This is a genomic window from Prosthecobacter sp. Pr1 (genome assembly GCF_057652315.1).
In genome coordinates, this window is the sequence record NZ_JBYFBS010000002.1 from 359,714 (window position 1) to 386,027 (window position 26,314).

Annotated in this window: 24 protein-coding genes; 10 read left to right on the forward strand and 14 right to left on the reverse strand. The window is 60.2% G+C overall.

Translation table 11 applies throughout. The features are described 5' to 3' along the window. Window positions 1-24: 24 nt before the first annotated feature. Complete coding sequence (locus AC24GY_RS04380) at window positions 25-375, reverse strand: ArsR/SmtB family transcription factor (RefSeq protein WP_487680620.1); 351 nt, start codon at window positions 373-375, stop codon at window positions 25-27. Window positions 376-443: 68 nt separating this feature from the next. Between AC24GY_RS04380 and AC24GY_RS04385 the strand changes: the two genes are divergently transcribed. The 6 genes from AC24GY_RS04385 (at window position 444) to AC24GY_RS04410 (ending at window position 5,987) form a co-directional block, all read left to right on the forward strand. Continuing rightward, entirely contained in the window at window positions 444-941 is a 498-nt protein-coding gene (locus AC24GY_RS04385) for a hypothetical protein (RefSeq protein WP_487680622.1), read from the forward strand. Between the two features lie 40 nt (window positions 942-981). Continuing rightward, entirely contained in the window at window positions 982-1,188 is a 207-nt protein-coding gene (locus AC24GY_RS04390) for a YgaP family membrane protein (RefSeq protein ID WP_422322976.1), read from the forward strand. A 71-nt stretch (window positions 1,189-1,259) separates the two neighbouring features. Then, on the forward strand, window positions 1,260-2,276 hold the full coding sequence (locus AC24GY_RS04395) for an efflux RND transporter periplasmic adaptor subunit (protein ID WP_487680624.1): 1,017 nt from the start codon (window positions 1,260-1,262) through the stop codon (window positions 2,274-2,276). Next, window positions 2,273-5,560 carry an efflux RND transporter permease subunit gene (locus AC24GY_RS04400; RefSeq protein WP_487680626.1) on the forward strand — a complete coding sequence of 1,096 codons (3,288 nt, stop codon included), beginning with the start codon at window positions 2,273-2,275 and terminating at the stop codon, window positions 5,558-5,560. The genes AC24GY_RS04395 and AC24GY_RS04400 overlap by 4 nt, the downstream gene beginning before the upstream one ends. 6 nt (window positions 5,561-5,566) lie before the next feature. Further along, the gene (locus AC24GY_RS04405; protein WP_422322970.1) at window positions 5,567-5,797 is read left to right on the forward strand and encodes a YgaP family membrane protein; all 231 of its coding nucleotides are present in this window, start codon (window positions 5,567-5,569) and stop codon (window positions 5,795-5,797) included. Window positions 5,798-5,819: 22 nt separating this feature from the next. Continuing rightward, window positions 5,820-5,987, forward strand: a complete 168-nt coding sequence (locus AC24GY_RS04410; protein WP_487680628.1) for a DUF6132 family protein — start codon at window positions 5,820-5,822, stop codon at window positions 5,985-5,987. A 111-nt stretch (window positions 5,988-6,098) separates the two neighbouring features. Here AC24GY_RS04410 and AC24GY_RS04415 read toward each other — a convergent pair whose 3' ends face one another. Further along, complete coding sequence (locus tag AC24GY_RS04415) at window positions 6,099-6,500, reverse strand: RNA recognition motif domain-containing protein (protein ID WP_487680630.1); 402 nt, start codon at window positions 6,498-6,500, stop codon at window positions 6,099-6,101. A gap of 269 nt (window positions 6,501-6,769) precedes the next feature. Then, window positions 6,770-7,708, reverse strand: coding sequence for a sugar phosphate isomerase family (locus tag AC24GY_RS04420; RefSeq protein WP_422320533.1), 939 nt, complete (start codon window positions 7,706-7,708; stop codon window positions 6,770-6,772). 177 nt (window positions 7,709-7,885) lie between these two features. Here AC24GY_RS04420 and mazG point away from each other — a divergent pair, with 177 nt between their 5' ends. The 3 genes from mazG to AC24GY_RS04435 all read left to right on the forward strand — a co-directional run bounded on the left by mazG (window position 7,886) and on the right by AC24GY_RS04435 (window position 11,756). Beyond that, window positions 7,886-8,677: a nucleoside triphosphate pyrophosphohydrolase gene (gene mazG / locus AC24GY_RS04425; protein ID WP_487680632.1), complete on the forward strand. Its 792-nt coding sequence runs from the start codon at window positions 7,886-7,888 to the stop codon at window positions 8,675-8,677. A 29-nt stretch (window positions 8,678-8,706) separates the two neighbouring features. Beyond that, window positions 8,707-8,961: a hypothetical protein gene (locus tag AC24GY_RS04430; protein WP_422320531.1), complete on the forward strand. Its 255-nt coding sequence runs from the start codon at window positions 8,707-8,709 to the stop codon at window positions 8,959-8,961. A 65-nt stretch (window positions 8,962-9,026) separates the two neighbouring features. Continuing rightward, a complete protein-coding gene (locus AC24GY_RS04435; RefSeq protein ID WP_487680634.1) occupies window positions 9,027-11,756 on the forward strand; it encodes a DEAD/DEAH box helicase in 2,730 nt (909 codons plus the stop codon). On the opposite strand, the gene AC24GY_RS04440 is transcribed toward AC24GY_RS04435, so the two are convergent. The 3 genes from AC24GY_RS04440 to AC24GY_RS04450 are packed head-to-tail and all read right to left on the reverse strand — an operon-like array spanning window position 11,743 to window position 15,360. Beyond that, window positions 11,743-14,184 (reverse strand): MFS transporter, encoded by a 2,442-nt coding sequence (locus AC24GY_RS04440; RefSeq protein ID WP_487680636.1) that lies wholly within the window; start codon window positions 14,182-14,184, stop codon window positions 11,743-11,745. The two genes, AC24GY_RS04435 and AC24GY_RS04440, sit on opposite strands and share 14 nt — an antisense overlap. 9 nt (window positions 14,185-14,193) lie before the next feature. Next, window positions 14,194-14,859 (reverse strand): 2-C-methyl-D-erythritol 4-phosphate cytidylyltransferase, encoded by a 666-nt coding sequence (gene ispD, locus AC24GY_RS04445; RefSeq protein WP_487680638.1) that lies wholly within the window; start codon window positions 14,857-14,859, stop codon window positions 14,194-14,196. A 48-nt stretch (window positions 14,860-14,907) separates the two neighbouring features. Continuing rightward, window positions 14,908-15,360: a GatB/YqeY domain-containing protein gene (locus AC24GY_RS04450; protein WP_422321578.1), complete on the reverse strand. Its 453-nt coding sequence runs from the start codon at window positions 15,358-15,360 to the stop codon at window positions 14,908-14,910. A gap of 303 nt (window positions 15,361-15,663) precedes the next feature. Between AC24GY_RS04450 and AC24GY_RS04455 the strand changes: the two genes are divergently transcribed. Then, the gene (locus tag AC24GY_RS04455; protein WP_487680640.1) at window positions 15,664-16,512 is read left to right on the forward strand and encodes a PIG-L deacetylase family protein; all 849 of its coding nucleotides are present in this window, start codon (window positions 15,664-15,666) and stop codon (window positions 16,510-16,512) included. A 274-nt stretch (window positions 16,513-16,786) separates the two neighbouring features. Here AC24GY_RS04455 and AC24GY_RS04460 read toward each other — a convergent pair whose 3' ends face one another. From AC24GY_RS04460 to ilvB, 8 genes are all read right to left on the reverse strand, one after another. Then, a complete protein-coding gene (locus AC24GY_RS04460; RefSeq protein ID WP_422321580.1) occupies window positions 16,787-17,278 on the reverse strand; it encodes a peptidylprolyl isomerase in 492 nt (163 codons plus the stop codon). Between the two features lie 830 nt (window positions 17,279-18,108). Next, entirely contained in the window at window positions 18,109-20,676 is a 2,568-nt protein-coding gene (locus AC24GY_RS04465; RefSeq protein ID WP_487680642.1) for a M16 family metallopeptidase, read from the reverse strand. Beyond that, on the reverse strand, window positions 20,673-21,086 hold the full coding sequence (locus tag AC24GY_RS04470; protein ID WP_422321575.1) for a Minf_1886 family protein: 414 nt from the start codon (window positions 21,084-21,086) through the stop codon (window positions 20,673-20,675). Before AC24GY_RS04470 ends, AC24GY_RS04465 begins: the two co-directional genes overlap by 4 nt. Window positions 21,087-21,120: 34 nt before the next feature. Continuing rightward, window positions 21,121-22,425 (reverse strand): glycosyltransferase family 4 protein, encoded by a 1,305-nt coding sequence (locus AC24GY_RS04475; protein ID WP_487680645.1) that lies wholly within the window; start codon window positions 22,423-22,425, stop codon window positions 21,121-21,123. 351 nt (window positions 22,426-22,776) lie between these two features. Continuing rightward, the gene (locus AC24GY_RS04480) at window positions 22,777-23,118 is read right to left on the reverse strand and encodes a hypothetical protein (RefSeq protein WP_487680647.1); all 342 of its coding nucleotides are present in this window, start codon (window positions 23,116-23,118) and stop codon (window positions 22,777-22,779) included. A 22-nt stretch (window positions 23,119-23,140) separates the two neighbouring features. After that, a complete protein-coding gene (gene ilvN / locus AC24GY_RS04485; protein ID WP_422316128.1) occupies window positions 23,141-23,686 on the reverse strand; it encodes an acetolactate synthase small subunit in 546 nt (181 codons plus the stop codon). 19 nt (window positions 23,687-23,705) lie between these two features. Further along, complete coding sequence (locus tag AC24GY_RS04490; RefSeq protein ID WP_487680649.1) at window positions 23,706-24,491, reverse strand: DNA-methyltransferase; 786 nt, start codon at window positions 24,489-24,491, stop codon at window positions 23,706-23,708. A gap of 38 nt (window positions 24,492-24,529) precedes the next feature. Next, entirely contained in the window at window positions 24,530-26,257 is a 1,728-nt protein-coding gene (ilvB, locus tag AC24GY_RS04495; RefSeq protein WP_487680651.1) for a biosynthetic-type acetolactate synthase large subunit, read from the reverse strand. Window positions 26,258-26,314: the final 57 nt, after the last annotated feature.

Here is a 26,314-nt window from a genome sequence, read left to right on the forward strand (position 1 = left end):
TGAAATGCGTGACTGTCTCATCAATCACGAACCGCCGAGCCCCTTCACCTGATGGGTGAGGCGCTTCAGGAGGTTGTTGCAGACGTTGTCACACAGCTTGGTGATGCCGGGGTCGGCGATGAAGCAAATCACTGTCAACCCCTCGCGGCGACGTCCCACGATGCCGGCATCGACGAGAGTCTGGGCGTGGCGGGAGACGTTTGCCTGGGAGAGGCCGCTGGCCTCGACGATTTCAGAGATGCTTTTCTCGCCCTTCTCCAGCGTGCGCAGGATTTTCAGGCGGCTGGGCTCGGAGAGCGTGCTGAACCATGAGGCGACCATGCCGAGCGCCTCATCGGAGACGGTGTGGTGTTTTTTCTGGCTGCGGGCGGACATGGCGGAAAAATTGTTTGCGCTGAGTGTTTATATGCGTATAGAATCATATAGTCAAACAAAGAAACATCATGAAAACAAATTCAACCTTCGGGGTCCTGTTCATCTGCACTCTGTTCAGCACGCTCGCGGTGCTGCCCTCCTGCGCCCAGCAGGGCGGTGGGCGCGGGATGCCGCCTGAGGCACGCGAGCAGATCCACACCCTTTTTGACAATCACGCCAGCATCCACCGCGAGGTGAAGTTCACCGCCGACGGCTACACCGCCGTCACGGAAAGCGATGATCCGAAGGTGGCCGCCGCTTTGAAAAAGCATGTCGGGCAGATGCAGACGCGGCTTGCGGATGGGCTGAGCGTGCGCCGCTGGGATCCGGCCTTTGCCGAATACTGCGACCACTATACGGATATGGACCACGAATTCACGCCTACGGCCAAGGGCGTGCGCATGACAGTCAAAGGACGCACAGCAAACGCCGTCAAAATTGCTCAGAATCATGCCAAGGTCGTTTCTGCCTTTGCCGCACATGGGTGGAGCGAGCACGACAAAAAGCATGACGCCGTCACCCGCTAAATTTGCCCCCACCCAAAACTCAACCACACACACTCTCACCATGAAACTCGAAAACGCCATCCGCGCCCTCGCCGGCACCATGATCCTCGTCAGCCTGGCCCTCAGCCACTTTGTGAATCCGAACTGGCTCTGGCTCACCGCCTTCGTTGGCGCGAATCTGCTGCAGTCCGCCTTCACCGGCTTCTGCCCTGCTGAAACGATTCTTAAGAAACTCGGCGTGGGCGGTTCCTGCTGCGGAAAACACTAAATAAGAGGAGCGCTGCACAGCCTGCTTCTGTTAGCCTGAACAAGAATCCAGCCCCGCTTTTTATGACCGTCATGAAACGATTTCTCTCCTTCAGCGTACTGCTCGCCCTTGCCGCCTGTGGCAGGCATGAGGCCGCCCCTCCCGCCACGACAACCCTGCCCAGCGTCACGGTGAAAGTGCAGGTGGCCCGGCTGCAGCCGCATGTGGCGGCCGAAGAAGTCGTCGGCACGGTGCGCTCCAAACTGCGCGCTCAGGTGGAGGCCAAGATCAGCGGGCGTGTGCTGGAATACACCGCCACGCCCGGCGCGGCGGTGAAGGCGGGGGACTTGCTCGCTCTCCTGGAAAACCAGGAAATTCAGGCCAAGGTGGATCAGGCCAAGGCGTTGCTCGATCAGGCTCAGCGTGACTTTGCGCGGCAGAAGGAACTCGTCGCCAGCAATGCCACCACGCGGCAGGACTTCGATGCGGCTGATGCGCGTGTCAAAGTGGCCACTGCGGGTGTTCATGAAGCCGAAACGATGATGGGCTACGCTCGCGTGACTGCGCCCTTTGATGGCGTGGTGACACGCAAGCTCGCCGACGTGGGTGATCTGGCCATGCCGGGCAAGCATCTGCTCGAAATGGAAGCGCCGACCACGCTGCGCTTTGAAGCTGATCTGCCCGAAGCCATTCTGGACCGCATCACCATGGGGGCGAAGATGCAGGTGAAAATCGCCTCCGTGGCTAAGCCGCTCGAAGCCACGGTGAGTGAGATCGCACCGGTGGCCGATCCCGTGAGCCGCACGTTTCAGGTGAAGCTGGATCTGCCGGCGGCGGAGGGGCTGCGCACCGGCCAGTTTGGCCGTGTGGCCGTGCCGATGGCGGAAATGCAGCTGCTGATGGTTCCCAGGGCCAGCGTGATCAAGCGCGGACAGATGGAGCTGATTTTCGTTGTCAAAGAAGGGCATGCCAACCTGCGCCTCGTAAAAACGGGCAAGGCGATCAATGGCAGCATCGAAGTGCTGTCCGGCCTCGAAGAAGGCGAGCAGGTCGTGATCAGTGATGTCAGCAAACTCGCCGATGGCCAACCCGTGACGATCCAGCCATGAGCGAACCTTCCCATCATTCTGAGAACCTGGGCGTCGCCGGCCGCATCGCCGCGATGTTCATTGACTCCAAACTGACCCCGCTGGTCATCATCGCCTCTGTCATTCTCGGCGCGGCGGCCATCGTGCTGCTGCCACGTGAAGAGGAGCCGCAGATCAAGGTGCCCATGGTCGATGTCATGGTGTCCATGCCCGGCTCATCCGCGAAGGAGATCGAAGAACGTGCCACGCGGCCGATGGAAAAGCTGCTGTGGGAGGTGGCCGGGGTGGAGTACCTCTACAGCACCTCACGCGACAGCGAGAGCCTGGTCATCGTGCGCTTCAAAGTGGGTGAAGACCCCGAGCGCAGCCTGGTGAAGATCACCGAAAAACTGCGCGCGAACTTCGACCGTATCCCAATGGGAGTCACGCCACCGCTGATCAAGCCGAAAAGCATTGATGATGTGCCAATCCTCGCGCTCACCTTCCACAGCGCACGCTATGACCACCTCACGCTGCGTCGGCTGGCGGCCCAGGTGGATGAATCCGTCAAACAGGTGCCGCTGGTGGCGGAAACAAATCTGCTGGGCGGCGCGCGCCGTGCGGTGCGGGTGATGCTTGATCCCGTGAAGCTGGCCTCGCGCAATCTCAGTCCTGCGGGCCTGGTGCCCATGCTGCAGCAGGCCAACCGGCAGTTTCGCGCAGGCGGCCTGACCACCGGCAACAACGAGGTGCTCGTGGAAACCGGGGCCTTCCTGAAAACCGCGCACGATGTGGGCGATGTGGTCGTGGGCGTGTTCGGCGGCAGACCGGTGTATCTGCGCGAAGTGGCCGAGATCCATGATGGCGGCGAGGAGGCCGTGCAGTACGTACTTCATGGCACCAAGACGGACGAAGAACCTGCCGTCACGCTCAGCATCGCCAAACGCCCCGGGGCAAATGCCATCTCCGTGGCTGACGAAGTGATTCGCAAGGTGGACCTGCTCAAGGGCTCGATCATTCCCGCCGATGTCACCGTGAGCGTCACACGCAACTACGGCGAGACCGCATCGGAGAAGTCCAACGAACTGCTGCTGCACATGGGCATCGCCGTGTTCAGCGTGGCCATCCTGATCTGGCTGACTCTCGGCTGGCGGGAGAGCGGCATCGTGGCCGTGGCCATCCCGGCCACGCTGGCGCTGACGCTGCTCGTTTTTTATCTCTACGGCTTCACGCTGAACCGCATCACCCTCTTCGCGCTGATCTTCAGCATCGGCATCCTGGTGGATGACGCGATCGTCGTGGTGGAAAACATCGTGCGTCATTTCCACCTGCCGCAGAACAAGGGACGGGACTGGTCAAAGATCGCCGTCGAAGCCGTGGGCGAGGTGGGCAATCCCACCATCCTCGCGACCTTTGCGGTGATCGCCGCCGTGCTGCCGATGGCTTTTGTCGGCGGTCTCATGGGGCCCTACATGCGACCGATCCCGATCGGTGCCAGCGCGGCCATGTTCTGGTCGCTGCTCATCGCCTTCATCGTCACGCCCTGGGCTTCCATCCGCATTCTGCGCTGGGGTGGCAAGTATTCCAAGCTGACGGAAGGCGTCGCGGTGGATGACGGCCACAAGCATCTCTCGTCTGAGCACGCCGAGGACTTCTTCACCAAACTCTACCGCCGCATGATGAGTCCGCTGATTCATCACACCGGCTGGCGCTGGATGTTCCTCGTCGGCATCACGGTTCTGCTGCTCGGGGCCATGGCGACGGTCGGCCTCGGCTGGGTGAAGGTGAAGATGCTGCCCTTTGACAACAAGAGCGAGTTTCAGGTCATCCTGAACATGCCGGAGGGCACTTCGCTGGAGCAGACGACCGCCGTGGCGCGGGAGATGGCGGCGGCGATCCGCACGGAGCCGGAAGTCACCGACTACCAGATCTATGCTGGCGTTGCCTCGCCCTACAATTTCAACGGTCTGGTGCGCCACTACTTCATGCGCCGTGGCGCCAACGTGGCGGACATTCAGGTGAACCTCGTCGGCAAGCATGAACGCAAGGCGCAGAGCCATGACATCGCCAAACGTGTGCGCCCTGCTGTCGCCGCCATCGCGGCACGCTATGGCGCACGGGTCGCCATTGCTGAAGTGCCGCCGGGGCCGCCGGTGCTGCAAACGCTCGTGGCCGAGATCTACGGGCCGAACGAAGAGGCTCGTCTGAAACTCGCCGAAAAGGTGAAGAACATCTTCAAGTCCACGCCCGGCGTAGTCGATGTCGATTGGTACATCGAAGCCGACCAGCAGAAGGCGCGCTTCGTCATCGACAAGGAAAAGGCCGCGCTGCACGGCATCAGTGCCGCCACGATTTCACAGACGCTGAAAATAGCCGTGGATGGCGAAACGGTCGATCTGCTGCATCAGCCTGAGGAGAAGGAGGACGTGAACATCCGCCTGGAACTGCCGCGCTCCGCCAAGACCACACCGGAGGAGTTGCTCGCGCTGCGCGTGCGCTCTGGCGACGCGAATGCGCTGCCTGAGCCGGGAGCATCTGGCTCGCCGCTGGTGCCGCTGCGCGAACTGGTGAAGGTCGAGCACGTCACGGTGGAGAAGAGCCTCTATCACAAGAACCTGATGCCTGTGACCTACGTCATCGGCGATGTGGCCGGCGTGGTCGAAAGCCCCGTGTACGCCATTTTCAAGATGAACGAGGCGCTCAAGAAACTCGACACACGCGAGTTCGGCGGCAGCGGCGCGGAACTGCAGATCCTCAATGCCTCCATGCCCTTCAGCGATGCCGAACCCGCGCTGAAATGGGATGGCGAGTGGCACATCACCATCGAAGTTTTCCGTGATCTCGGTGCCGCGTTTGGTGCGTGTTTGATCCTCATCTATGTGCTCATGGTCGGCTGGTTCCGCAGTTTCATCACGCCTGCCATTGTGATGATCGCCATTCCGTTCTCACTGGTAGGCATTCTGCCCGCACACGGTCTCATGGATGCGTTTTTCACGGCCACCAGCATGATCGGCTTCATGGCAGGAGGTGGTATCGTGGTTCGAAACTCCATCATCCTGGTCGATTTCATCGAGCTGCGCATTCAGGAAGGCATGCCGCTGAGCGAGGCCGTGATCGACGCGGGAGCCGTGCGCTTCCGCCCCATGCTGCTGACCGCCATGGCCGTCGTCGTGGGTGCGGCGGTGATCCTTGCCGATCCCATCTTCCAGGGCCTCGCCATCGCGCTCATGGCCGGGGAGATCGCCAGCCTCTTCATCAGCCGCATGGCCGTGCCGGTGCTCTACTTCATGGCCAACAAGCATTCTCATCCTGAACCCCAAGCCTAAAACACTATGAAACCCAACATCGGAACCGTGGACCGCGCCCTGCGCGTCATCGTTGGCCTCGGCCTCATCGCCTACGGCATCGTCAATCACACCTGGCTGGGAGCCCTCGGTGCCGTCCCTCTGCTCACCGCATTCATCCGCTTCTGCCCCCTCTATGCCCCCTTCGGCATCAGCACCTGCGGCAAAGGAGGCAATGGTAAAGGTGGTGGCTGCTGCGGAGGCGGCAAGTGCTGCTGAGTCACTCCCCATTCATATTTCCATGGTACGCTTTCTCATTCCCATCGCCATCGGTGCCGCCATTGGCTCGGCATTGGGCTACTTTGGCCAGTGCAGTTCAGGCACCTGCCCGCTTACCTCGACGTGGTGGCGCGGAGCCATCTACGGCAGCGTGATGGGACTGCTGATGGCGCTTGGCTCGGGGCGCTAAGAGGACAGGCCACGTCGCAGTGTCGTTACGACACGAAAAAGCGGCATCCTGTTGCCAGGATGCCGCCGTGAATTTTCTTGGGGCCTTTGGTTGGAAGGTCAGAGGGGACGCTTAGTAGCGACCGCCACCGCCGCCGCCACCACCGTAGCCGCCACGGCCACCGCCGCCGCCGCCGCCACTCTTGCCGCCGCCACCACCACCGTAGCCGCCACGGCCACCGCCGCCGCCGCCGCCACCGTAGCCGCCGCCGCCTGCTGGACGATCTTCCTTCGGACGAGCTTCATTGATGGTCAGGTTGCGACCGCCGTAATCTTTTTCATTGAGGCCACGGATGGCTTCATTCATGGCGGTTTGGGAGTCCATGGTCACGAAAGCAAAGCCACGAGGACGACCGGAGTCGCGGTCCATCGGAAGGTGGATGTCGGTAACGGTGCCGTAGTCGGTGAAGAGAGCGCGGACGTCGTCTTCTGTGGCGGTGAAGGGCAGGTTGCCCACGTACATTTTAGTATTCATATCGATTTTCTTGAGTTCAGCCAGCCTCAATGAGGGCCGAGTAAGCTCCGTAATCGGATTTAAGAACACCAAAGGAAACGACCTGATGAACGACTTAGCTTAGCCTTTATCAGGTTAACTTGCGAGGTGACCCTCGTCCCCATTGGGGGAATAGCAAACGTTAGTTTGGATTTCGGCGAATGAGGCCGGAATGACCAACTTTGCAGCGCTCAGCAGCGCCGGGCAGCGAATGACGAATGGGCTTCCATTCGTCATTCCGCCCCAGACGATCAGTGCATTTCCACATCGCATTGGCCCAAGCCGCCGCGGTAGTAGTTGAACTGCACATTCGGATGTTCAGCGAGCAGCGACATCGGCACGGAGGCATCTGCGAGACGCTTGGAGATCAGAAGTGCGGTGAGCCGCTGACCCAGAGGATTGTCATGCTGGCCGGCATGCCAGACGCTGACTTTTTCAGCCATCCAGGTTTCCTTGGGGCCCACGGTGATGGCCTTCTGCGGCACCAGTGTGAGATTGCCCCCACCTGAGGTGCGGGCATTCTGCATGAGGGTCACCGGATGCAGATCCACGAGGCGCGTGGTCAGTTTGCGAAACTCCGCAGGCGGAGGCGGCTCGTTTTTGAATTTGCCCGTGCGCTTGGGCGGATCATTGAAGGCCCAGTTTTTGATGTCGCCTTGGCCACACTGCATCACTGCGCAGCGCACACCGCTCTGCCAGCTCTTGATGTAGGCCGCCGTGTCGGCTTTCGGGAAATGCAGCTGTGTGTCCGGCATGCAGAGTTTCTTTTGCATGCGATCAAAGCAGAGGTCGCGGTTTGCTTTTTCAAAGGAGAGCGGATGCTCCAGAGTCACTTCCTTCTTCGTGTGCTCGTCATACCACTCGTCCATGCCCCAGAAGTGGCCGTCTTTGATCGAAATGCCGAGATCATTGATCAGACGTGCCACGAGCGGGAGCTGCTCCGTGGGGCCCACCGGGCCGCAGATGCCAGCCGGGTTGTCCGGGGTGGCCTGCTTCCAGGCGTGGATGTATTCCAGCGCCTCAGCCAGGTAAAAATCCTCCAGGGTGTCAAACATCACCACTTTGAATCCAGGACGGGAAAGCTGGCGCAGATCTCGTTCCGTGAGCCGGGCGGCATCATTGATGAGATCATCTTCTAACGTGGTGTAGTCCCACCACTCCGGTGCGATATGGCTGATTTTACGCGGCATGGTATGGTTTGGTTGTTACGGGATATTCAGGGAGAACGCCCGTTTTGCCAAGCTCTCATCATGACAGGCTAAAAAAATCTCGGGGGTGCCGGGGGGAGACGATGAGGTTTAGGGCGCCCGACCACATCTTGACGGGCGCAGCCTTGACCATCCCGACGCACCGCACTACCTGCCTGCATGGACGAAATGCTCAACCACCCCGATGCCCTGACCCGCCTGCGTTACGTCGTGCACCGCCTGCGCGCACCCGGCGGCTGCCCCTGGGACATGGAGCAGACGCACACCTCCCTCATCCCCCATGTCATCGAAGAAGCCTACGAGGTGGCCGATGCCATCCGCAGCGGCGATCCGGCCCAGATTTGCGATGAACTCGGCGACATCCTACTCCAGCCCGTGCTGCATGCGGAGATCGCCAGCGAGACCGGAGCCTTCGACCTCGACACCATGGCGCACGGCCTGACTGAAAAGCTCATCCGCCGTCATCCGCATGTGTTTGGCGACACCAGCGCCGCCACCTCCGATGCCGTACTGAAGCAGTGGGATGCCATCAAACGCACCGAAAAAGGCACCGAGCACGAAGGCCTGTTGCATGGGACCGGCAACGGCCTGCCCGCGCTCATGCGCGCGCAAAAGCTGCAAAAGAAAGCCGCACGCGTCGGCTTCGACTGGCCGGATGCCACGCCCGTCTTCGCCAAGATCCGCGAAGAAGCCGCTGAACTCGAAGATGCCATCGCCTCAGGTGACAAAGCGCACATGGAAGAAGAACTCGGCGACCTGTTCTTCAGCGTCGTCAATCTCGCCCGCAAACTCGGCATTGAATCCGAGCCCGCCCTGGCCGCTGCGAATGAAAAATTCACACGCCGCTTTCACGCCATGGAAACGCATCTGCGCGAGCAGGGGCATGAACTCGGCAAGCTTTCGCTGGAGCAGATGGATGCCGCGTGGGATGAGGTGAAGCGCGGGGTTTGACAGCTCTGGAAAAATATCAATGGTCGTGCATGAAAATCACGTTCGATTTTGATGACGACAGCTACGCGGCAATAGTGGCCGCTGCTCGGCACCAAAAATGCGCAGTAGTGGATCTGCTTCTCAATGCCATCATTAGTATCCCACAACTCGAACAGCCTTTGCTTAAGTCGAGAATTGCCTGCTCAATTGATTATAAGATTTCAGTTTCAGAAGGGACTCGTCCCTTTACGATGGAAGATGTTTATGCTGTGGAAGATGACAACGATATGCGAGGTCAATCATGATTGGGCTCATTGAAGGCGACGAAGGCATGGTCGCGACCTATCCAAACGACGCTGTGCTGATCTAAATGGTCATCGAAGATTTCTCATTCCCCAAACTCTGGGCGCAGGTGCGCACGAAATCATGGCTGTGGCTGTTTCGGCGGCAGCAGATTGAGGAGGGCGGGCGGCTGCTCAAGCATGGGGACATTGGCTTCGCGGGGGTCCATGTGTGCGCGGAAAATGAAGTGGAGTTGATCGCGGGCATTGGCACGGGTTTGTTCAATTCAGCCTCCGTCACGGCGCATCTGCGGCTGCGGGAAGACGGCAGCATGGCGATGACCTCCCACTGCACCTGTGCGGTGGGCACGTTGTGCCAGCATGCGGCGGCGCTGATGCTGATGCTCGATCATGAGGAAGGACGCAGGCGCATCGAAGCCATGGCGTGCGTGCGGGAGAAAACGTCAGTTGCCACTGATGACGGATCGGAATCTCAGGTGGAACCGAAAGAGATCGAACTGCCACCGTCAGAACCCAAGCCCATCCTGCTGGTGCGGCGCATGATCGTGGACATGCCGCAGATCACGGCCAAGCGAAACATCGGCGGCTGGGCACCACGCAGCATCGCCTTCATTCAGCCCTGCGCGGAATACGACGACTGCCCGCTGCGCTTTGAGATGCTGGTCCGCAGTCCGGCGCATCAATGGCTGGATGAAAACGAGACGCGGCATACACTGGTGCGCAATCTTCGCTCGGAGCGGCTGCTCCTGACGGACTTGTCCGGCCTGGGTTTCAAATCATTCTCCGAAGCGCTGCCGGGGGCCAAGGCACCGGAGTCCACGCTGGGCTTCATGGCGGTGGCGGGTGATCAGGCCTTGTTCTGGTCGCAATTCCTCAAGGACCAGATGCCCAAGCTGCGCGAGTCCGGCTGGCGGGTGGAGGTGCCGGAGGACATCGGCTTTCAAATCCATGATGCCGGTGAAGATGCGTGGTTCACGGATCTCGCGGGGGATCAGGACGGGCGCGAATGGTTCTCGCTGGATCTCGGGGTCGAAATCGAAGGACGTCGCATTTCGATGGTGCCGCTGCTCGTCGATTGCATCGATCAGGGCCTCACCGCCGCTGTCCTGGAAAAGAATCTTGATCAACGATTCCTCCTCTCACTCGGCGGTGACCAAGGCGATGTGCTTTCTGTGCCAGCGCATCGGCTGGTGGTGCTGCTGCGTTTCTTTGATGAACTCCTCGCCACCCGGCCCGTGCGCAAGGATGGCAAGCTCCAGCTCGACAAACTGCGCGCCGCACAGCTCGCCACGCTGGATGGTCTGCCGATTCGTGCGCCCGCTGAACTGACTGCGCTCAGTCAGCAGCTCGGCAGCTTCCGTGAGATCGGTCTCATCACACCACCGGCTGGTTTGAAGGCCAGCCTGCGCGACTACCAGCGCGAGGGTGCGTCATGGATGCAGTTCCTGCGCGAGTTTGGTCTGCATGGCATTCTGGCCGATGACATGGGCCTGGGCAAAACGCTGCAGACGCTCACACACATCCTGATTGAGAAAGAAAGCGGGCGCATGAAGCATCCCTGCCTTATCGTGGCACCGACCAGCGTGCTGCGAAACTGGATCAATGAGTCGATCAAATTCACGCCCTCATTAAGCCTGCTGCTCATGCAGGGGCAGTCACGCAAGAGCGACTTCAAGCACCTCAAGCAATACGATCTCGTCGTCACCAGCTTCCCGCTCCTTGTGCGCGATGCCGATGTCATGCAGGCGCAGGAGTGGCACATCGTCGCGCTGGATGAAGCGCAGAACATCAAAAATCCCAAGAGCCTCGCGGCGCAGACCTGCAGCGGATTGAAGGCCAAGCACCGTCTTTGCCTCACAGGAACGCCGATGGAAAATCACCTCGGCGAGTTGTGGAGCCTCTTCAATTTCCTCATGCCCGGCCTGCTGAGCGATGCCGACACCTTCCGTCAGCACTATCGCAATCCCATCGAGCGTGAAGCCGATGCGGAGCGCCAGAAGCAGCTCAGCACTCGCATTCAGCCGCTGCTGCTGCGCCGCACCAAGGATGCTGTGGCCAAGGAGCTGCCGCCGAAAACGGAGATCCTGCACAGCATCGAACTCGGTCAAGCGCAGACGGATTTGTATGAAACGATCCGTGCGGCGATGGACAAGCGTGTGCGCGAAGCCATCGAGGTGAACGGGTTGGACCGCTCGCAAATCGTCGTGCTCGATGCCCTGCTCAAGCTGCGGCAGGTGTGCTGCCACCCGCAGTTGCTCAAGCAGGAGACTGCGCGTGATGTCACCGACTCAGCGAAAACTGCCTTCCTCATGGATGAACTGCTGCCCGAGCTCATTGAAGAAGGCCGCCGCATTCTCATTTTTTCGCAATTCACGGAAATGCTCGCCATCATTGAGGCCCGGTTGAAAAAAGACGGGACGCGCTATGTGAAGCTCACTGGCAGCACGAAGGATCGCGAAACACCGATCCAGGAGTTTCAGGCGGGCAAGGTGCCGGTGTTCCTCATCAGCCTCAAGGCGGGTGGCGCGGGCATCAATCTGACGACCGCCGACACGGTCATTCATTACGATCCCTGGTGGAATCCGGCGGCTGAGGCGCAGGCGAGTGACCGTGCGCACCGCATCGGCCAGAAGAATCCTGTTTTCGTCCACAAGCTCATCTGCGAGAACACCATCGAGGAGCGCATCGTCAAGATGCAGCAGAAGAAGGCCGCGCTGGTGGAAGGACTGCTCGCGGGGCGTGCGGACAAACTCCAGCTCACCCAGTCCGACATTCAGGCCCTGTTCATGGCAGAGTGAGGAAGCCCTGCTCGTCCATCTTCACGTTGGGGAGGCTGATGCTGCGATCGTCATTTGGCAGCAGGCCGCTGATGCGTATGCCGTCGCTGGTGGATTCGATGGCGAGGCCTGGCAGCAGGCGGCCGAGGGTGTTGGGTTTGCGGCCGAGCTGCTCGTCTTTGTCATTGGCGGGCATGGGCGGATTGGGAACTTCGGTGCTGATGAGGATGCCGGTGCCTGCATCAATGTAGCCGCGCAGGGCGGTGGTCTGGGGCAGGGGAGACAGATCGCTGTCGAGGCAGAAGACGAGGCGCTCCTGGCCGGTGAGCTTGCCCAGCGTGCTGCGGGTACAGAAGGCGACGATGTGGGTGGGGTGGGCTTCCGGCCCGTGATCGATGAACTTGGTGCCGGGCATCACCTGCGTTAGCGCTTTGACGGTGCGGTGGATGATGCTGCCTTCAGGTTCGAGGCTGAGGAAGACATCGCCGGCGTGATGCCATTCGATTTCAGCCAGACGCAGGGCGTTGGCGAAGGCGACTGTGTCCGCCTCGGCGTGGCTCCAGCTTTTGCGTTTGAGGAATGCCTCGCTGCTCAGCGCGAGCATGGCGTGTCGCATCACCTCAGTGGTGGCGGCACGTGCGCCCAGGGCCTCGCCAAAATGCACTTCCACGGGATAGCGCAGGTGCTTGGGGCGTTTGGTGAAGAACTTGCCGCCCTGAAAGGAGAAGATGCTGCCATAGAGACCGTCGAGGTAAACGGGCACCACCTGGGCATCGCCCTGGCGCGCCATGAGTTCGAAGCCTTTGAGCAGTTCGTTGACCATGCCATGGCGGGTGATCTGGCCTTCGGGGAAGAGGCAGACGATCTCACCCTCTTTGAGCGCGGCGGCCACGGCACGAATGGCATCCTTGGCGCGTGTGGCGGAAATCGGCACGGTGCCGATGAGGCGCATGAGCCACTTCAACCACCACAGATGGTAGAGTGCATCCCACATGACGAAGCGCACGGGGCGGCGGCTGGCGGAGCCCACGATAAGCGCATCCACATAGCTGACGTGGTTTGGCAGGAGCAGCACTCCGCCGGTGGCTGGAATGCGCTCCATGTGCACGGGCTTCACCTTGTAGGTGAAACGCACGGCGGCCAGCATGAGGAAGCGCACCAGATCCTGGGGCAGCAGACGCATGATGTACACGGCGGCGGCAAAAGTCGGGATGGCCAGCAGCAGGAACTGTGTGGAGGCCGTCAGCTCCATCCATTTCATCAGGCCGACGATGGCCACCGCCACCAGCGTGCCGAGGCAGTCCATGAGGTTCATGCCGGCGTGAATGCGGGCCTTCTCATGCTTTTCCGCCTTGTCCTGGGCGAAGGCATAGAGCGGCACCATGAAGCAGCCGCCCGCAGCGCCCGTGAAGATGATGCCTGCATACATCCAGCTGCTGCCGAGTGTGGCGAGCCCGGACCAGAGCAGCCCTGCTACAAGCCCGAAACCGCCCAGCGGAATCAGGCCCAGTTCAATGCGATTGCGGCTGACGTGGGAGGCAAAGATGCTGCCGCTGATCACGCCGATGCCAAGAATGCCGGCGACCTTGGCGAGTTCCATCGGGCCGTCACCATGTCCGGTGTCGGGATGCAGCTCCTTCGTGAGCGTGACGAGGATGAAGCTCAGTGCGTTGGAGATGAACCAGAAGTACGTCACGCCCAGTGCTGCGAGGCGGATGGAGCGGCGGCGGAAGACAATCTTGAGGCTTTCGAAATGCTCCAGCGCCATGCCTTTGCGCCAGTGGACTTCGGTGTGCGAGGGCGTGCTTTGAATGCAGATGGCGGCGACCAGTTCAAAAATGCCCATGATGCTGATGATGATCAGCGGCCAGAGCGCGGACATCCATGCATCGCCCGTTTTTTCATACTCGGTGCCATACCAGATGCCACCCGCCCACATGCCGCCGAGAATGCCTGCGAGCATGGTGACCTGCAGCCAGCCCGAAACGCGACCGAGGCGGCGTGAGCCCGCGAGCTCCTTCATGATGCCCATCTTGGCCGGACTGAGAATTGCTGCCTGCACGGCCAGCACAAAGAAGCCGACCAGACAGATTTCGAGCGAGCCCGGCACACGCTTCATCCACAGCGCCAGCGCCAGCCACACAAAGCAGATGATCTGCATGACCTGCATCCAGACGATGACCTTGCGCTTGGAAAAGCGATCCGACCAGTAACCGGCCAGCGGGGCAAAGATCATGTAGGGCAGCGAAAAGATGGCCCCGAGCCACAGCTCCATGTGGCGGCCCACCCAGGAGTCTTTCGCGATGATGATCGACAGCGCGATCAGCAGCATTTTGACAAAGTTGTCGCTGAACGAATTCATCGCCTGCACAAACAGGACGAGAACAATGGACGCCCAGTTCCGGCGTGGCAGATGCGGTGCGTTGTCGAGGGCGGCGGAGTCGAGCATGGGTGTCGTTCAATCGACAAAACGCTGAGCCAGCAGGATGTCTGCCGGGAACGTGATCTTGGGGTTCAGTTCAAAATTTTCGATGACAAAGACGGGTTCGCCGAGGTGCTGCACGGCGGAAACTTCATCAGTCACAAGCAGTCCGTCACGCACCACAGCATCATACGCTCGCACGAGCAGCTCACGCTGAAAAACCTGCGGCGTTTCCATGATCCAGGCGTTCGCGCGATCAATGGAGTCAATGATGCGGCCGGTGCTGTCGCAGCGCTTGAGGGTCTCGGTCATGGGCCGGGCACAGGCGACAGCGGCCTGCGTGCGTGCGGCCTCAACGCAGCGGGTGATCTGCGCCACCGAGATGAGGGGGCGCGCGCCATCATGCACCGCGACGATCTCACAGGCAGGATCCAAGGCCTGCAGACCGGCATGCACGGAGAGATGGCGTTCAGCACCGCCGATGATGATCTGGGTGATTTTACCGAGTCCGCTGGAGCGCCAGGCTTCGATCTCCTGGCGCAGGGCTTCGCTGGTAACCACGAGGATCTCATCAATGATCTCGCAGGCCTGAAATGCATCCAGGGTGCGCCTGAGCACAGGCACGCCGGACAGAGGCGCGAGGAGCTTGTTGAAGCCCATGCGCCGGCTGCTGCCTGCGGCAACGATGATGGCGGAGGTCATGAAGGCCGGTGAATCATTGAAACGGTGCGCGGCGGGGCCGTCACCGGTTTAAGCGAGGCGTTTGGCGACTTCGGTGGAAATCGACTTGCTGTCGGCACGGCCTGCAACGCGTTCCTGCAGCGCCTTCATCACGCCGCCCATGTCCTTCTTGGAGGTGGCGCCAAGTTCGGCGATGACAGTTTCGACGAGCTTGCCCAGTTCTTCCGTGCTCATGGCGGCAGGGAGGTATTTTTCCAGCACGGCGATTTCGGCCTTGGCGGCTTCCACGGCTTCCGGGCGGCCGGCTTTCTCGGCGCCATCCACGGAATCCTGCAGTTTCTTGATCTCCTTGCGCACCACGGCCAGGGCGTCGGTGTCGCCGAGTTCACCATCCGCGCCGAGTTTTTCGATGGCGGCGTACTTGAGGGCGGACTTCAGATTGCGGATGACGTTGAGGGCCACGGTGTCCTTGGCACGCATGGCATTTTTGAGGTCTTCGGAAATTTGGGAAATGAAGCTCATGAGAAAGGGCGGCTGGGTTGGTTGAATTGAGCGGCGATCATGGCGTGGCAGGGGCCTTTGTCCAGACGTTAGGAGAGCGAGCGGCGGGGCTTTGGCTTGGCGCAAGAAGAACAAAAATGACCCAAACGACACCAGAGACGTATGGGGCAAATGTTTTGCCACTGTGCGTGCGTCAATTCTGCCGTTTTAGCGTTCTTTGAGAGGTGTGCATTCCGCGCGCCATTGTGCGTGGGCTAATGCGGCGGCCGGATGGCATGGAATGCTCTTTGCACTCCCCGCCTTGCCGTGCATGGTCACCTTCCTGTGCAATTTCGACATCCTAAACACGACCTTTACATTCCTGACGAAACTGAACCGTGGACCGCGCTGCGCCGGGTGACGCACTTGGGCATCGTTTCCCATCAGGACGACTTGGAAATTGCCGCGTATCACGGCATCACGGAGTGTTTTCATCACAAATCCCAGTGGTTCGGCGGCGTGGTGGTCACGGATGGTGCTGGCAGCCCGCGCAAAGGCCCGTATGAATCCTACACGGATGAAGAGATGCAGAAGGTGCGCCTCATTGAGCAGCGCAAGGCGGCCTACGTGGGCGAGTACAGCTTCATGGTGCAGCTCGGCTATCCGAGTGATGACATCAAAAAGCCGAGGCACGCGCCAGCCGTGGAGGATTTGAAATTCGTTCTGGAGCATGCCCAGCCGAAGTTTCTCTATCTTCACAATCCCTGTGACAGGCATGACACGCATGTGGCCACCTTTCTGCGCTGCCTCGAAGCCATCCGCGAACTGCCGCCGGAAATGCGCCCTGAGAAAGTCTATGGCTGCGAAGTCTGGCGCAAGCTCGACTGGCTGCTCGCGGAGGACAAGGAAATGCTGTGGGTGGACAAGCACCCGCACATGCTGCGTCCGCTCCTTGGAGTGTTTGATTCGCAGATCAGCGGCGGCAAGCGCTATGACCTGGCCGAAGAGGGCCTGCGCCATGCCAACGCGACCTACTTTGACTCCCACACCACGGACAAGACCAGCCTGCTGACCTTTGCGATGGACCTGACACCGCTGACGAAGGATGACAAGATGTGTCCGGTTGAGTACGCCACGAACTACGTGAAGCGCCTTGAAGCTGACGTGCATGACCGCGTGAAAAAGTTCATGTGATAGTACGATGGGCGCTCCTGCCCGTTGATCAGCGCTCCGACATGGGCCAAAGTTCACGAGTTGTTCGAGTGCGCCTCCGGGCTGTTCAGTCGGTTTGGGGTGGGACGTAGGCGCGGGGAGCGTGCGAAGGCACTGGCCGACAGACAGGAGTGTCTGTCGTACTTCAGAGAATCTGCCTGCCTGTTTGCAGCAGGAGTATCCATCGTGCTAAAAGAAAAATGCCAGCCGGTTTCCCGGCTGGCATTGAAGTTTGGCGGTGAAGAGCTGACGCTGATTACTCAGCGATCTTGGCGCTCTTGATGATGATCGGTTCCACTGGAACGTCACCGTGGGGGCCTTTGCGACCGGTGGCGACGGCGGCCATGGCATCAACGACTTCCATGCCTTTGCTCACCTTGCCGAACACGCAGTAGCCCCAGCCATCCTGACCAGGATAGTCGAGGAAGCTGTTGTCCTTCAGATTGATGAAGAACTGCGAGCTGGCGCTGTGTGGGTTGGGCGTGCGGGCCATGGCAAGGGTGCCTTTGACGTTCTTGAGACCGTTCTTGGCTTCGTTCTCGATCTGGCCGTCCGGCTCCTTCTGCTGCATGTCGGGGGTGAAGCCGCCGCCCTGCACCATGAAGTCAGGGATCACGCGGTGGAAGATCAGGCCGTCATAGAAGCCTTTCTTCACATACTTCACAAAATTAGCGACAGAGATGGGGGCCTTGGCGGCGTCGAGTTCGAGTTCGATGGTGCCTTTGGAGGTCTCCATCACGATTTTCACTGGTTTGGCGTCACTCACGGTTTGGGCAGAGGTTGTTCCGGTCAGACCAGCAAACGTGATGACGAGAGCGGCAAGAGTCGGTGCGATTGATTTCATAGTGGGTTGGTAGGGAGGGGAATGAGCCACGAAGGGCCTGATTTGCAATGGTCAAAATCGGATCTCTCGGCGGCGGCGGTCTTGCCGCCGCCTGAAAACAACTCGGCCCGGGAGAACCCAACCAAAATTCTCCCGGGCCTTTAGGTGACCAGAGAGTCCCAACCATGAAGTGACTCTCCAGCTCGTTGTGTGTTTCCTCAGGCGAACCCGAGAAATGTTTGTGAAGCTTGCGCCCCAACTGAGTGTTTGATAAAGCAGCCAGCGGGCCAGACCTGCGCATTTTCTGCTGATTAAACAAATTCCCGGTCAGAAAGTATGGGACCGCGTCACAAAAGGAATTTGAAGGCAGCCAATCAGTGGGGGACTGCTAATCCTCCTCCCACCCGGTGTCTGAAAACAACTCGGCCCGGAAGGACCCAACCAAAATCCTTCCGGGCCTTTAGGTGACCAAGGAGTCCCAACCATGAAGCGACTCCCCAGCTCGTTGTGTGTTTCCTCGAGCGAACCCGAGAAATGTTTGTGAAGCTTGCGCCCCAACTGAGTGATTGATAGAGCAGCCGTCGGGCCAAGTTTGGCGGGGAGATTCAGAAAATTAAAATTAATTTCCAAGGGCGGGCATGACCCTTCATCTGCGGTGGAAATTTGCGTGAGCGCTGGCAGAGGGCCATGGCTCACACACGATGCAGCGGATGTGAATGAAATGCGCTGACAGGCGCACAAGCCGGAGGCTTGTGCTACTTTGGCAGCACGCGCACGATGAAGGCTTTCTTCTCGCCGAAGTACTTCGCGGCGACGCGTTGGATTTCCTTGGAACTGATGTCGGACATGATGCCGGGGAGCTTCTGAAAATGATCCCAGCCGAGGCCGTTGATTTCATTCCATGCGCAGACGTCCGCCATGCCGGTGTTGCCCTGCTGCGCACGCAGCCAGGAGGAACGCCACGTGACGCGTGCGCGATCAATCTCATCGGCATGCAGGCCGTTGTCAGCGAGGTCATTGATCTGCGCCATGAGCTCCTTCTCGGCGAGCTTCACTTTCTTGGGATCCGTGCCGACGTAGAAATAGAACGCACCCGCCCCCATGGCGGCGAAGTTTTGTGCGCCGACATAGTAGGCGAGGCCGAGCTCTTCGCGGATGCGGTTGAACAAACGGCTGCCCATGTCGCTGCAGGCTTCATCAATGAGATTGAGCGCATGCACGTCACGATCTTCAAGGCCGACGGTGCGAAAGCCGACGACGATGACGGCCTGCTCTTTGTCGAGATGTTCGGTCCAGGCGGCGGGTTTGGCGCTGGCATGGTACTCACGTCCCATGGCGATCTGGCGGTTGCCGCGCGGCAGTTTGGCGAAGGCTTTTTCCACCTGCGCTTTGATCACAGAGGCCTTCACATCGCCAAAGACGGAGATGACGCCGTTGCCGGTGGCAAAACTGGCATGCAGCATGGCGCGGCAGTCGGTGAGCTTCAGCGCGGCCACGGATTGCTCGGTGCCGAGTGCGGTGCGGTGAAAGGGCTGGCCGGCAAAGATCTCACGCCGTGCTTTGCGCATGGCGACGGTGAGCGGGTCTTCCTTCTCTTCGAGGATGTTGGCGATCTGGCGCTTTTTCACCTCGGCCAGCTGGGCCTGGGGCAGGGCGGGATTGAGGATGAGATCGGCCACGAGGTCGAGCGCGTCGGCTTCATCGCCTCGCATGACATCTGCACCGATCATGTAGCGGTGCGCGTCCGCAGAACAGATGAGGCTGCCGCCGCGATTTTCGAGTTCGGAGGCGATCTCCGCCGCAGCACGTTTCTTGGTGCCTTTGAGCAGCATCTGCGCGGAGATCTGCGTGACACCGGCGGAGAGGTCGGTTTCGGCCAAAACACCGGCAAGGAAGTTGGTGCGGACGCTGATGAGAGGCAGGCGCGGATTCTCTCCCACAAGAAGGATAAGGCCGTTTTTGAGTTTGAAACGCTGGATGTCCGGCCGTGCAGAGTCGGCGGTGGATTTGGCCTTGGTGTCAGCCTCGACATCATCGCCCACGACCACGGTGCTCATCGCTTCCGGGGTCAGGTAGCGGCGTGCGGCATCGCGGATGACATCCGGCGTGAGTGCGGAGATGGCGTTGAGGAACTGGCGCTGGTAGTCGAGCGAGCCGGAGAGCAGCCAGCCGTTGCCAAGGCTGCCTGCCTGGCCTTTGACGGTGCTCAGGGTGCGCATCTGACCGCTGAGCGTGGCGCACACGGCCTTCTGGAGCTCGGCGCGGCCCGGTCCTGTTTTTTTCAGGGTGGCAATGACTTCGAGCATGCCCTTCTTCAGCTTGTCGGCATCGGCGGGATTGCATTCGGCCTCGACATTGAAGAGGCCCACTTCAGGGGCGCACCAGGCACCGGCCCAGACGTAATGGGCGAGGCTGCGTTTCTCGCGCAGTTCCTGGTAGAGGCGTGAGCTGCGACCGGAGCCCAGCAGGAAGGCCAGCACGTCGAGGGCTGGTTTGTCCGCATGGTTTTCTCCGGGGATCTGCCAGCCAAGGGCGATGCGCGTGAGCTCGGTGGTGAAGTTTTTGGCGGCGGAGCGGCTGCCATGCTGGGGTGGCTCGGCAGGCAGCAGCACGGGATCAAAAGCACGGCGCTGCCAGTCGCCAAAGAAGCTGCGCACCGTTTCCAGCACGGCGGCGGTATCGACATCGCCAGCGATGACGATGAAGGCATTGTTGGGCACGTAGTGACGCTGCACGAAGCCGTGCACATCGGCACGGGTGATCTGATCGAAGACTTCACGATGACCGATGATGGGGTGGCGCAGCGGATGCTGGCGGAAGGCGGTGGCCTGCATCAGATGCTGGATCGTGCTGCCGGGGTCATCATTATCCATGGCCATCTCACGGCGGATGACTTCTTTTTCGCGCGTGAGTTCATCGGCATCGAATTTCGAATGGCGGATCATGTCCGCGAGGATGTCGAGATAGCCGCCCGCGTGCTCGGCGAGGCCGTCGATCCAGTACACCGTGCGGTTGAAGGAGGTGTAGGCGTTGACGTAGCCGCCCAGTGCCTGAATGCCCTGGGAAATCTGCGCCGGGTTGCGCTTCTCCGTGCCTTTGAAAAGCATGTGCTCCACGCAATGCGCGATGCCTGCGCCGGTGTGCTGCTCCTCATGCATGCTGCCGGCCTTGATCCACACCTGCACGCTGACGAGCGGGTGGGCATGGTCTTCCCGGACGATGACCTCCAGGCCATTGGGCAATGTGGTGACGCTGGCATCCAGAGAAGGGACGGAAAGGGAGGCTGCTTTGGCAGACGCAGCACGGGCGAGAACTTTTTTCATGAGGATTTTTTCTCGCGCTCTTCACGCAGCGAGGCAGGGAGGAAAGGGGTGGTAAAGGCAAGCTCGAAGTCGTAGCCGCCAGAGAAGTCTTCGAGACTGTCTCCGTCATTTTTGCCGAAGTAGCCGCAGTCGATCAGATTGTAGACGATGTTGCCCACATCTTCGCCGCGCCGGAGGCCCCATTGGTCGAGGATGATGGTGGACATGGGGCCGTATTCCTGGATCACATAGTCGCGGAAACCTGCGAGCAGTTCCTGACCGCTGACGTGCTGGTCTTCGGCGTTTTCATCGCGGAATTTTTTGGCGGCCATGTGCAGCGCATCGCGCACCAGTTCGTAGGCGGCCGGGTGGTAGCGGGGGTCTTTTTGAATCGAGCGCCGGACGGCCTCGCCAAAGGTGATGGAAGTCATGGGCGGACGAACATTGGAGCGGAGAAGGGCAGGGTCAATGCACGGCTTGGGTTGTGGCCACGGCTTCCTGCAGCATGGCTTCGAAGCGCTCGGCCATGCGGGTGGCGCTGAATTCCTGGCGGACGCGGGAAATTCCGTTTTTGGAGAGCTTTTCGCGCTGTTCGTCGTCGTTGAGCAGGGCTTCGAGGGCATCGGCCAGCGCCTTGGCGTCATCGGGCTTGCAGAGCACGCCGCCTTCGGTGGCCGCGATGAGTTCCGGGAATGCGCCATGGTCGGGCTGTACCACAGGGACGCCACTGGAGACGGCCTCGATGACATAAAGCCCGAAGGCTTCACCGTAGGTGGCGGGGACACTGAAGACGGTGAGGTCGTGGAAGAAATGCACCTTGTCTTTGAAGCTGACATTGGGGTGCCACTCCACGCGTTTCTCCAGACCGGCCGCCTTGATCTTGCGCTGCAGGCCGGCCACATATTTTTCGTCGATGGGTGTCTTGGCTCCGCCGATGCGCAGTTTCACGCGTGGCACGGTGCCGCGTTTGGCCAGGTCGATGAAGGCATCCACCAAGGTGGTAAGACCCTTGCCGTGGATCATGCGGGCAAAGTAGCCGATTGTGGGCCAGTTCGGGTCGGGAGAGGAGGTGGTGAAGGCTGTGGTGTCGATGCCATTGGGCATCACTTTCATCTGCGCGGCACTTGCATCCAGGCGCTCGCGCATCAGGTCGGCGTAGTAGCGGCTGGGGGCGATGAAGGTGCGAATGCTCCGTGCATTCCGTTGCATGGCCTCCCAGCACTGGGCGCGGTAAGGTTCCGGCAGGGTGTCCAGGAAGCTGTCTTCTCCCTGCAAAGAGCAGACGACGGGAATGCCCAGTTCTTTTTCCAATGCGGGAGCCAGACCGGTAAGCAGGCTGTTGGACAAGGAGATGACGTCAAACTTCCCATTGCCGCGGATCCATTCGAGGAGCTTGCGCCATTCGCCCCACTGGCGACCTTCGGCGCCTAGCAACGCGCCGAGGGTCATTTCTCCGAGCACCTTGGCGCTGGTCATGCCCATGCGCTTGGAGGCTCTGCGGAGGAAATCGGGCTTGTTGATCCAGTTGTGGAAAAAGCGCGGCAGTTTGTGAAACCAGGTGAACTTCTGCTGCAAAAACAACGAGATGCCGCCGATCTGCACGGGCAGCTCCTGCGAGCCGAACTCACGGTCTGTGACCAACGGCAGGTACAGCGGCGCCATGAGCGCATCATGGCCGCGCACGCGCAGGGCCTTGATCAGCGCATGGTCACGCAGGCAGCTTCCACAGTGGAAATTGCCGGTGCCGGGGGTGAGGTGCAGGATGCGCATTGAGAGTCGAAAAAGGTGGGGAACAATGAATGCCTGAGAACGATACGTTGGTCAAAATGAACGCATTTTTTAATTTCAGGGCATCGCGAAAGAAGGTGAGCCAGAGGCGCGGAGCAGGACAAATGGAGGCGATGGCGCGAAGCGTCTTGGAGTGCGGCGGCAAGCCTGGGCGCGACGCCGCTTTCGAGCTGGTGAAGGAGGATGAGGGGCCTGAGACCGCGCGTCCGGCTGACGAAAAGCGGTGTCGCCGATGCAGGCTTGCGCCGTGCATCTCTGCCACCGCACTCCACGACGCTGTCGCGTTCTTCGGGAGCCAGTGACTGCATGCTTGTTCCGTAGACAGGTCTGGCCTTAGTCGTGATCGAGCTCGGCTTTCGGTGTGAACTTGAGCTTCAGCTTCAGAAAGCCCGTTTCCTCGGTGAGCCCGCAGTCACAGCAGTTCAACCACAGGCGTTTTTGATGCATGCCAAACGAGGTCTTCTTCCCGCCGCAATGTGGGCACCGGAACCGGAACCCGCAAAACAAAGCCAGCGCCAGCAGGGCTCCGGTGAGGCCAAGAATGGCCATGATGATAGCTGCGCGGTTTGACAGAAGAATCAGCCATTCCGTGTTCGGCGAAATAAATACGAGTCCGGCACCCACCAACAGCACCGGAAGACCGATGCGGCAAAGGTGATGCCAGACTGTAAACATGAGCAGGCAACCCGGGGCGAGATTAAGTCTCAGTCAAACCACGGGCCATGACCACTTTACCGGTGCGGACGGTTTCGACGATCTCGAACTTGGTCAGCAGGCGGACGGCGGCGTCGAGCTTGTCGCTGTTGCCGCTGATCAGGGCGATGAGGCTGTCTTCCTGAAGATCGACGGTCTTGCCATTGTAGTGCTCGATGATCTGGAGGATCTCGGTGCGCTCTGCGGCGGTGGCGGCGACCTTGATGAGCACCATTTCCTTGGAGACGGCGTCGCGGTCGGTGTGCTCAACGCAGTGGATGACGTCGATGAGCTTGTTCACCTGCATGATGATCTGGTGCAGGCCTTCGGGATGACCGCTGATGCCGATGGTCATGCGGCTGAAGCGGGGGTCACGCGTCTGGGAGACGACGAGGGACTCGATGTTGAACCCACGGCGGCTGAACACGGCGCAGATGCGGCCGAGGACGCCGGGCTGGTTGTTCACCATGACGCTCAGCGTGTGGATGTTGATGATGTCAGCCTGCAGCGCTGGCTTTTTGTCGGTGGTGGCGGGGATGCGTTCGCTCATGGGATTTCGATGGTTGAATTTAAAAGAGTAGTTCGTCGGTCTTGAGCCGGTTCTGCGCGATCTCGATGTACGTGGAGTCTTTCTCGATGCCGAGCCACTTGCGCTGGAGTCGTTGCGCCGCAGCAGCGGTGGTGCCGGAACCGAGGAAGGGATCGATGACGAGGTCGCCGGCGTCGGTGGAGCATGCGATGAGTTTGTCGATGAGGTTGAGCGGCTTCTGCGAAGGGTGGCCGCACTTTTCTTTGGAGATGCCTTTCAGGCTGGGCACGCGGAGGATGTTCGTGGCGTACTTGCCTTTATCCAGGTGGGCGCGGCGGGCGTCTTTGTCCTTGTAGCGCTTGTCGCGGAGGTAGAGCTCGATGGTGGCGGCATCATACGGGATGCGCACGGCGTCCTTGTTGAACTTCACGTCGTCGCCTTTGCGCAGGACGAGGATCATCTCGTACTGCGGGGTGAAGCTGTCGCGGCGCTCGTCATAGCCCACCGCACGATCCCAGATGATGAGATCGTGAAACTGGTGCTGCTGACTGAGTCGGGACATGAGGTGCAGAAAGGTGTGCTCGCGTTTGCCTAGCTGGCCGAAGATGAAGGCGAGGCCGTCATCGCGCAGGACGCGCATGGATTCCGCCACCCACTCATCGCACCAGGCGAGGTAGTCGGCGGCAGTTTTCCATTGCGTGTCCCAGGCTTCATTTTCGAGAACGTTGAAGTAAGGCGGATCAGCGATGATGGCTTGGGCGACGGACGCAGGGAGCTTTTTGAGTTCCGTGAGGGCGTCGCCTTGGATGATGCGGTTGGATTTCATCGAGCCTTCGCCGCACTCTGGCGAGTGCGCTTACGTGATTAGGTCGAACCGGTGGGTTTTTCCATGCGCTGTTTCGGCGCTTCGGTGATCATGTCTTCCAGTGCGGCACCGGCGGGGATCATCGGGAAGACGTTCTCCGTTTTGATGCACTCGGCTTCGATGATGCAGGGGCCGTCATTGTAGTCGAGGGCCTGCTGCAGGACGCGCTCCACATCGGCCGGGCGGCGGATGTGCCAGCCTTTGATGCCGTAGGCTTCGCCGAGTTTGACGAAGTCTGGATTGCCGATGAGATCGACGCCGCTCTCGCGGTTCTCAAAGAAGAGCTCCTGCCACTGACGGACCATGCCGAGGTAGCTGTTGTTCAGGATGAGGATCTTGATGGGCAGCTTGTGGATGGCGGCGGTGGCCAGTTCAAACAGGGTCATCTGGAAGCCGCCGTCACCGGAGATGGAGACGACCAGCTTGTCCGGGCAGGCGAGCTGCGCACCGATGGCCGCAGGGAAGCCGAAGCCCATGGTGCCGGCGCCGCCGGAGCTGAGCCAGTGGTAGCTCTCGTCGTTCTTGTAGAACTGCGCGGCCCACATCTGGTGCTGACCGACGTCCGTGGAGATGATGGCCTTGCCCTTGGTGAGGGTGTAGAGTTCATCAATGACCTGCTGCATGCGGAGGCCGCCTTGCTTCTTGTAAGAGAGGGGGAACTTCTTCTTGTAGCCGTCCAGTGTGGCCAGCCAGTCTTCGGTGGGCAGTTTTTCGACCAGGGGAAGAAGATCGCTCAGCGCTGCTTTCGCATCGCCTTTGATGGCGACGTCCACCTTGATCATCTTGTGGAACTCCGCTGCATCGATGTCGATGTGGATGAGCTTGGCGTTGCGGCCGAACATGTTCGGCTTGCCGATGATGCGGTCATCGAAACGGGAGCCGACATTGAAGATGAGGTCGGCTTCGACGATGGCCTTGTTCGCATAGGCGGTGCCGTGCATGCCCAGCATGCCGAGGGACAGCGGGTGCGTTTCCGGGAAGACGCCTTTGCCGAGCAGGGTGGTGGTGACCGGGCAGTTGAGAGTCTCCGCCAGCATCAGCAGTTCCTTGTCGGCACGGGCGATCATGGCACCCTGACCGGCGAGGATCACGGGGCGCTTGGCACCTGCGATCAGGCGGGCGGCTTCTTGAATTTTGGCCTGATCAATCTTGAAGTTGTCTTCGGGATGGTAGCCGGGCAGGTCCATCGGCTCGTCAAACGTGCCGGTGAAGGGGCCCTGGCTGAAGTCCTTCGGGATGTCGATCAGAACTGGACCCGGGCGGCCCGTGGTGGCGATGTGGTAGGCCTCCTTGGCGATGCGGGGCAGCGAATTGGAGCTCTTGATCAGGTAGTTGTGCTTAACGACCGGGCACGTGATGTTGAAGATGTCGGCCTCTTGGAAGGCGTCTTTCCCCAGCATCCAGCTGACGGTCTGGCCGCAGAGGACAATCATTGGAACGCTGTCCATCTGAGCGGTCATGAGGCCGGTGATGGTGTTGCCAGCGCCGGGGCCGGAGGTGACGAGAACGACGGCCGGCTTGCCAGTGGCGCGGGCGTAACCGTCAGCCATGTGAACGGCACCCTGCTCATGGCGGACGAGAACGAACTTCATGTCCGTCTTCACAGTCTGCAGCGCGTCAAAGATCGGGATGGCAGCGCCACCGGAGTAGCCGAAGACATACTCGATGCCGAGATCTGCGAGGGTTTTGATGAGCGCCTGCGCGCCGTCCATTTTTTGCTGGCTCATGATGGTTGGGGTGAAAATTGCGATTTAGAGGGGTAAAGTGGGGTTGAATTGGAAAAT

Coding starts and splice junctions, on each gene's coding strand:
- AC24GY_RS04465 (WP_487680642.1), bottom strand. CDS start 20,676: ATGAAAAAAGTTCTCGCCCGTGCTGCGTCTGCCAAAGCAGCCTCCCTT.
- AC24GY_RS04390 (WP_422322976.1), top strand. CDS start 982: ATGAAACTCGAAAACGCCATCCGCGCCCTCGCCGGCACCATGATCCTC.
- AC24GY_RS04450 (WP_422321578.1), bottom strand. CDS start 15,360: ATGAGCTTCATTTCCCAAATTTCCGAAGACCTCAAAAATGCCATGCGT.
- ilvN (WP_422316128.1), bottom strand. CDS start 23,686: ATGAGCGAACGCATCCCCGCCACCACCGACAAAAAGCCAGCGCTGCAG.
- AC24GY_RS04415 (WP_487680630.1), bottom strand. CDS start 6,500: ATGAATACTAAAATGTACGTGGGCAACCTGCCCTTCACCGCCACAGAA.
- AC24GY_RS04490 (WP_487680649.1), bottom strand. CDS start 24,491: ATGAAATCCAACCGCATCATCCAAGGCGACGCCCTCACGGAACTCAAA.
- AC24GY_RS04395 (WP_487680624.1), top strand. CDS start 1,260: ATGAAACGATTTCTCTCCTTCAGCGTACTGCTCGCCCTTGCCGCCTGT.
- AC24GY_RS04410 (WP_487680628.1), top strand. CDS start 5,820: ATGGTACGCTTTCTCATTCCCATCGCCATCGGTGCCGCCATTGGCTCG.
- AC24GY_RS04430 (WP_422320531.1), top strand. CDS start 8,707: ATGAAAATCACGTTCGATTTTGATGACGACAGCTACGCGGCAATAGTG.
- AC24GY_RS04480 (WP_487680647.1), bottom strand. CDS start 23,118: ATGTTTACAGTCTGGCATCACCTTTGCCGCATCGGTCTTCCGGTGCTG.
- ilvB (WP_487680651.1), bottom strand. CDS start 26,257: ATGAGCCAGCAAAAAATGGACGGCGCGCAGGCGCTCATCAAAACCCTC.
- AC24GY_RS04475 (WP_487680645.1), bottom strand. CDS start 22,425: ATGCGCATCCTGCACCTCACCCCCGGCACCGGCAATTTCCACTGTGGA.
- AC24GY_RS04400 (WP_487680626.1), top strand. CDS start 2,273: ATGAGCGAACCTTCCCATCATTCTGAGAACCTGGGCGTCGCCGGCCGC.
- AC24GY_RS04470 (WP_422321575.1), bottom strand. CDS start 21,086: ATGACTTCCATCACCTTTGGCGAGGCCGTCCGGCGCTCGATTCAAAAA.
- AC24GY_RS04385 (WP_487680622.1), top strand. CDS start 444: ATGAAAACAAATTCAACCTTCGGGGTCCTGTTCATCTGCACTCTGTTC.
- AC24GY_RS04435 (WP_487680634.1), top strand. CDS start 9,027: ATGGTCATCGAAGATTTCTCATTCCCCAAACTCTGGGCGCAGGTGCGC.
- AC24GY_RS04420 (WP_422320533.1), bottom strand. CDS start 7,708: ATGCCGCGTAAAATCAGCCATATCGCACCGGAGTGGTGGGACTACACC.
- ispD (WP_487680638.1), bottom strand. CDS start 14,859: ATGACCTCCGCCATCATCGTTGCCGCAGGCAGCAGCCGGCGCATGGGC.
- AC24GY_RS04440 (WP_487680636.1), bottom strand. CDS start 14,184: ATGCTCGACTCCGCCGCCCTCGACAACGCACCGCATCTGCCACGCCGG.
- AC24GY_RS04405 (WP_422322970.1), top strand. CDS start 5,567: ATGAAACCCAACATCGGAACCGTGGACCGCGCCCTGCGCGTCATCGTT.
- AC24GY_RS04380 (WP_487680620.1), bottom strand. CDS start 375: ATGTCCGCCCGCAGCCAGAAAAAACACCACACCGTCTCCGATGAGGCG.
- mazG (WP_487680632.1), top strand. CDS start 7,886: ATGGACGAAATGCTCAACCACCCCGATGCCCTGACCCGCCTGCGTTAC.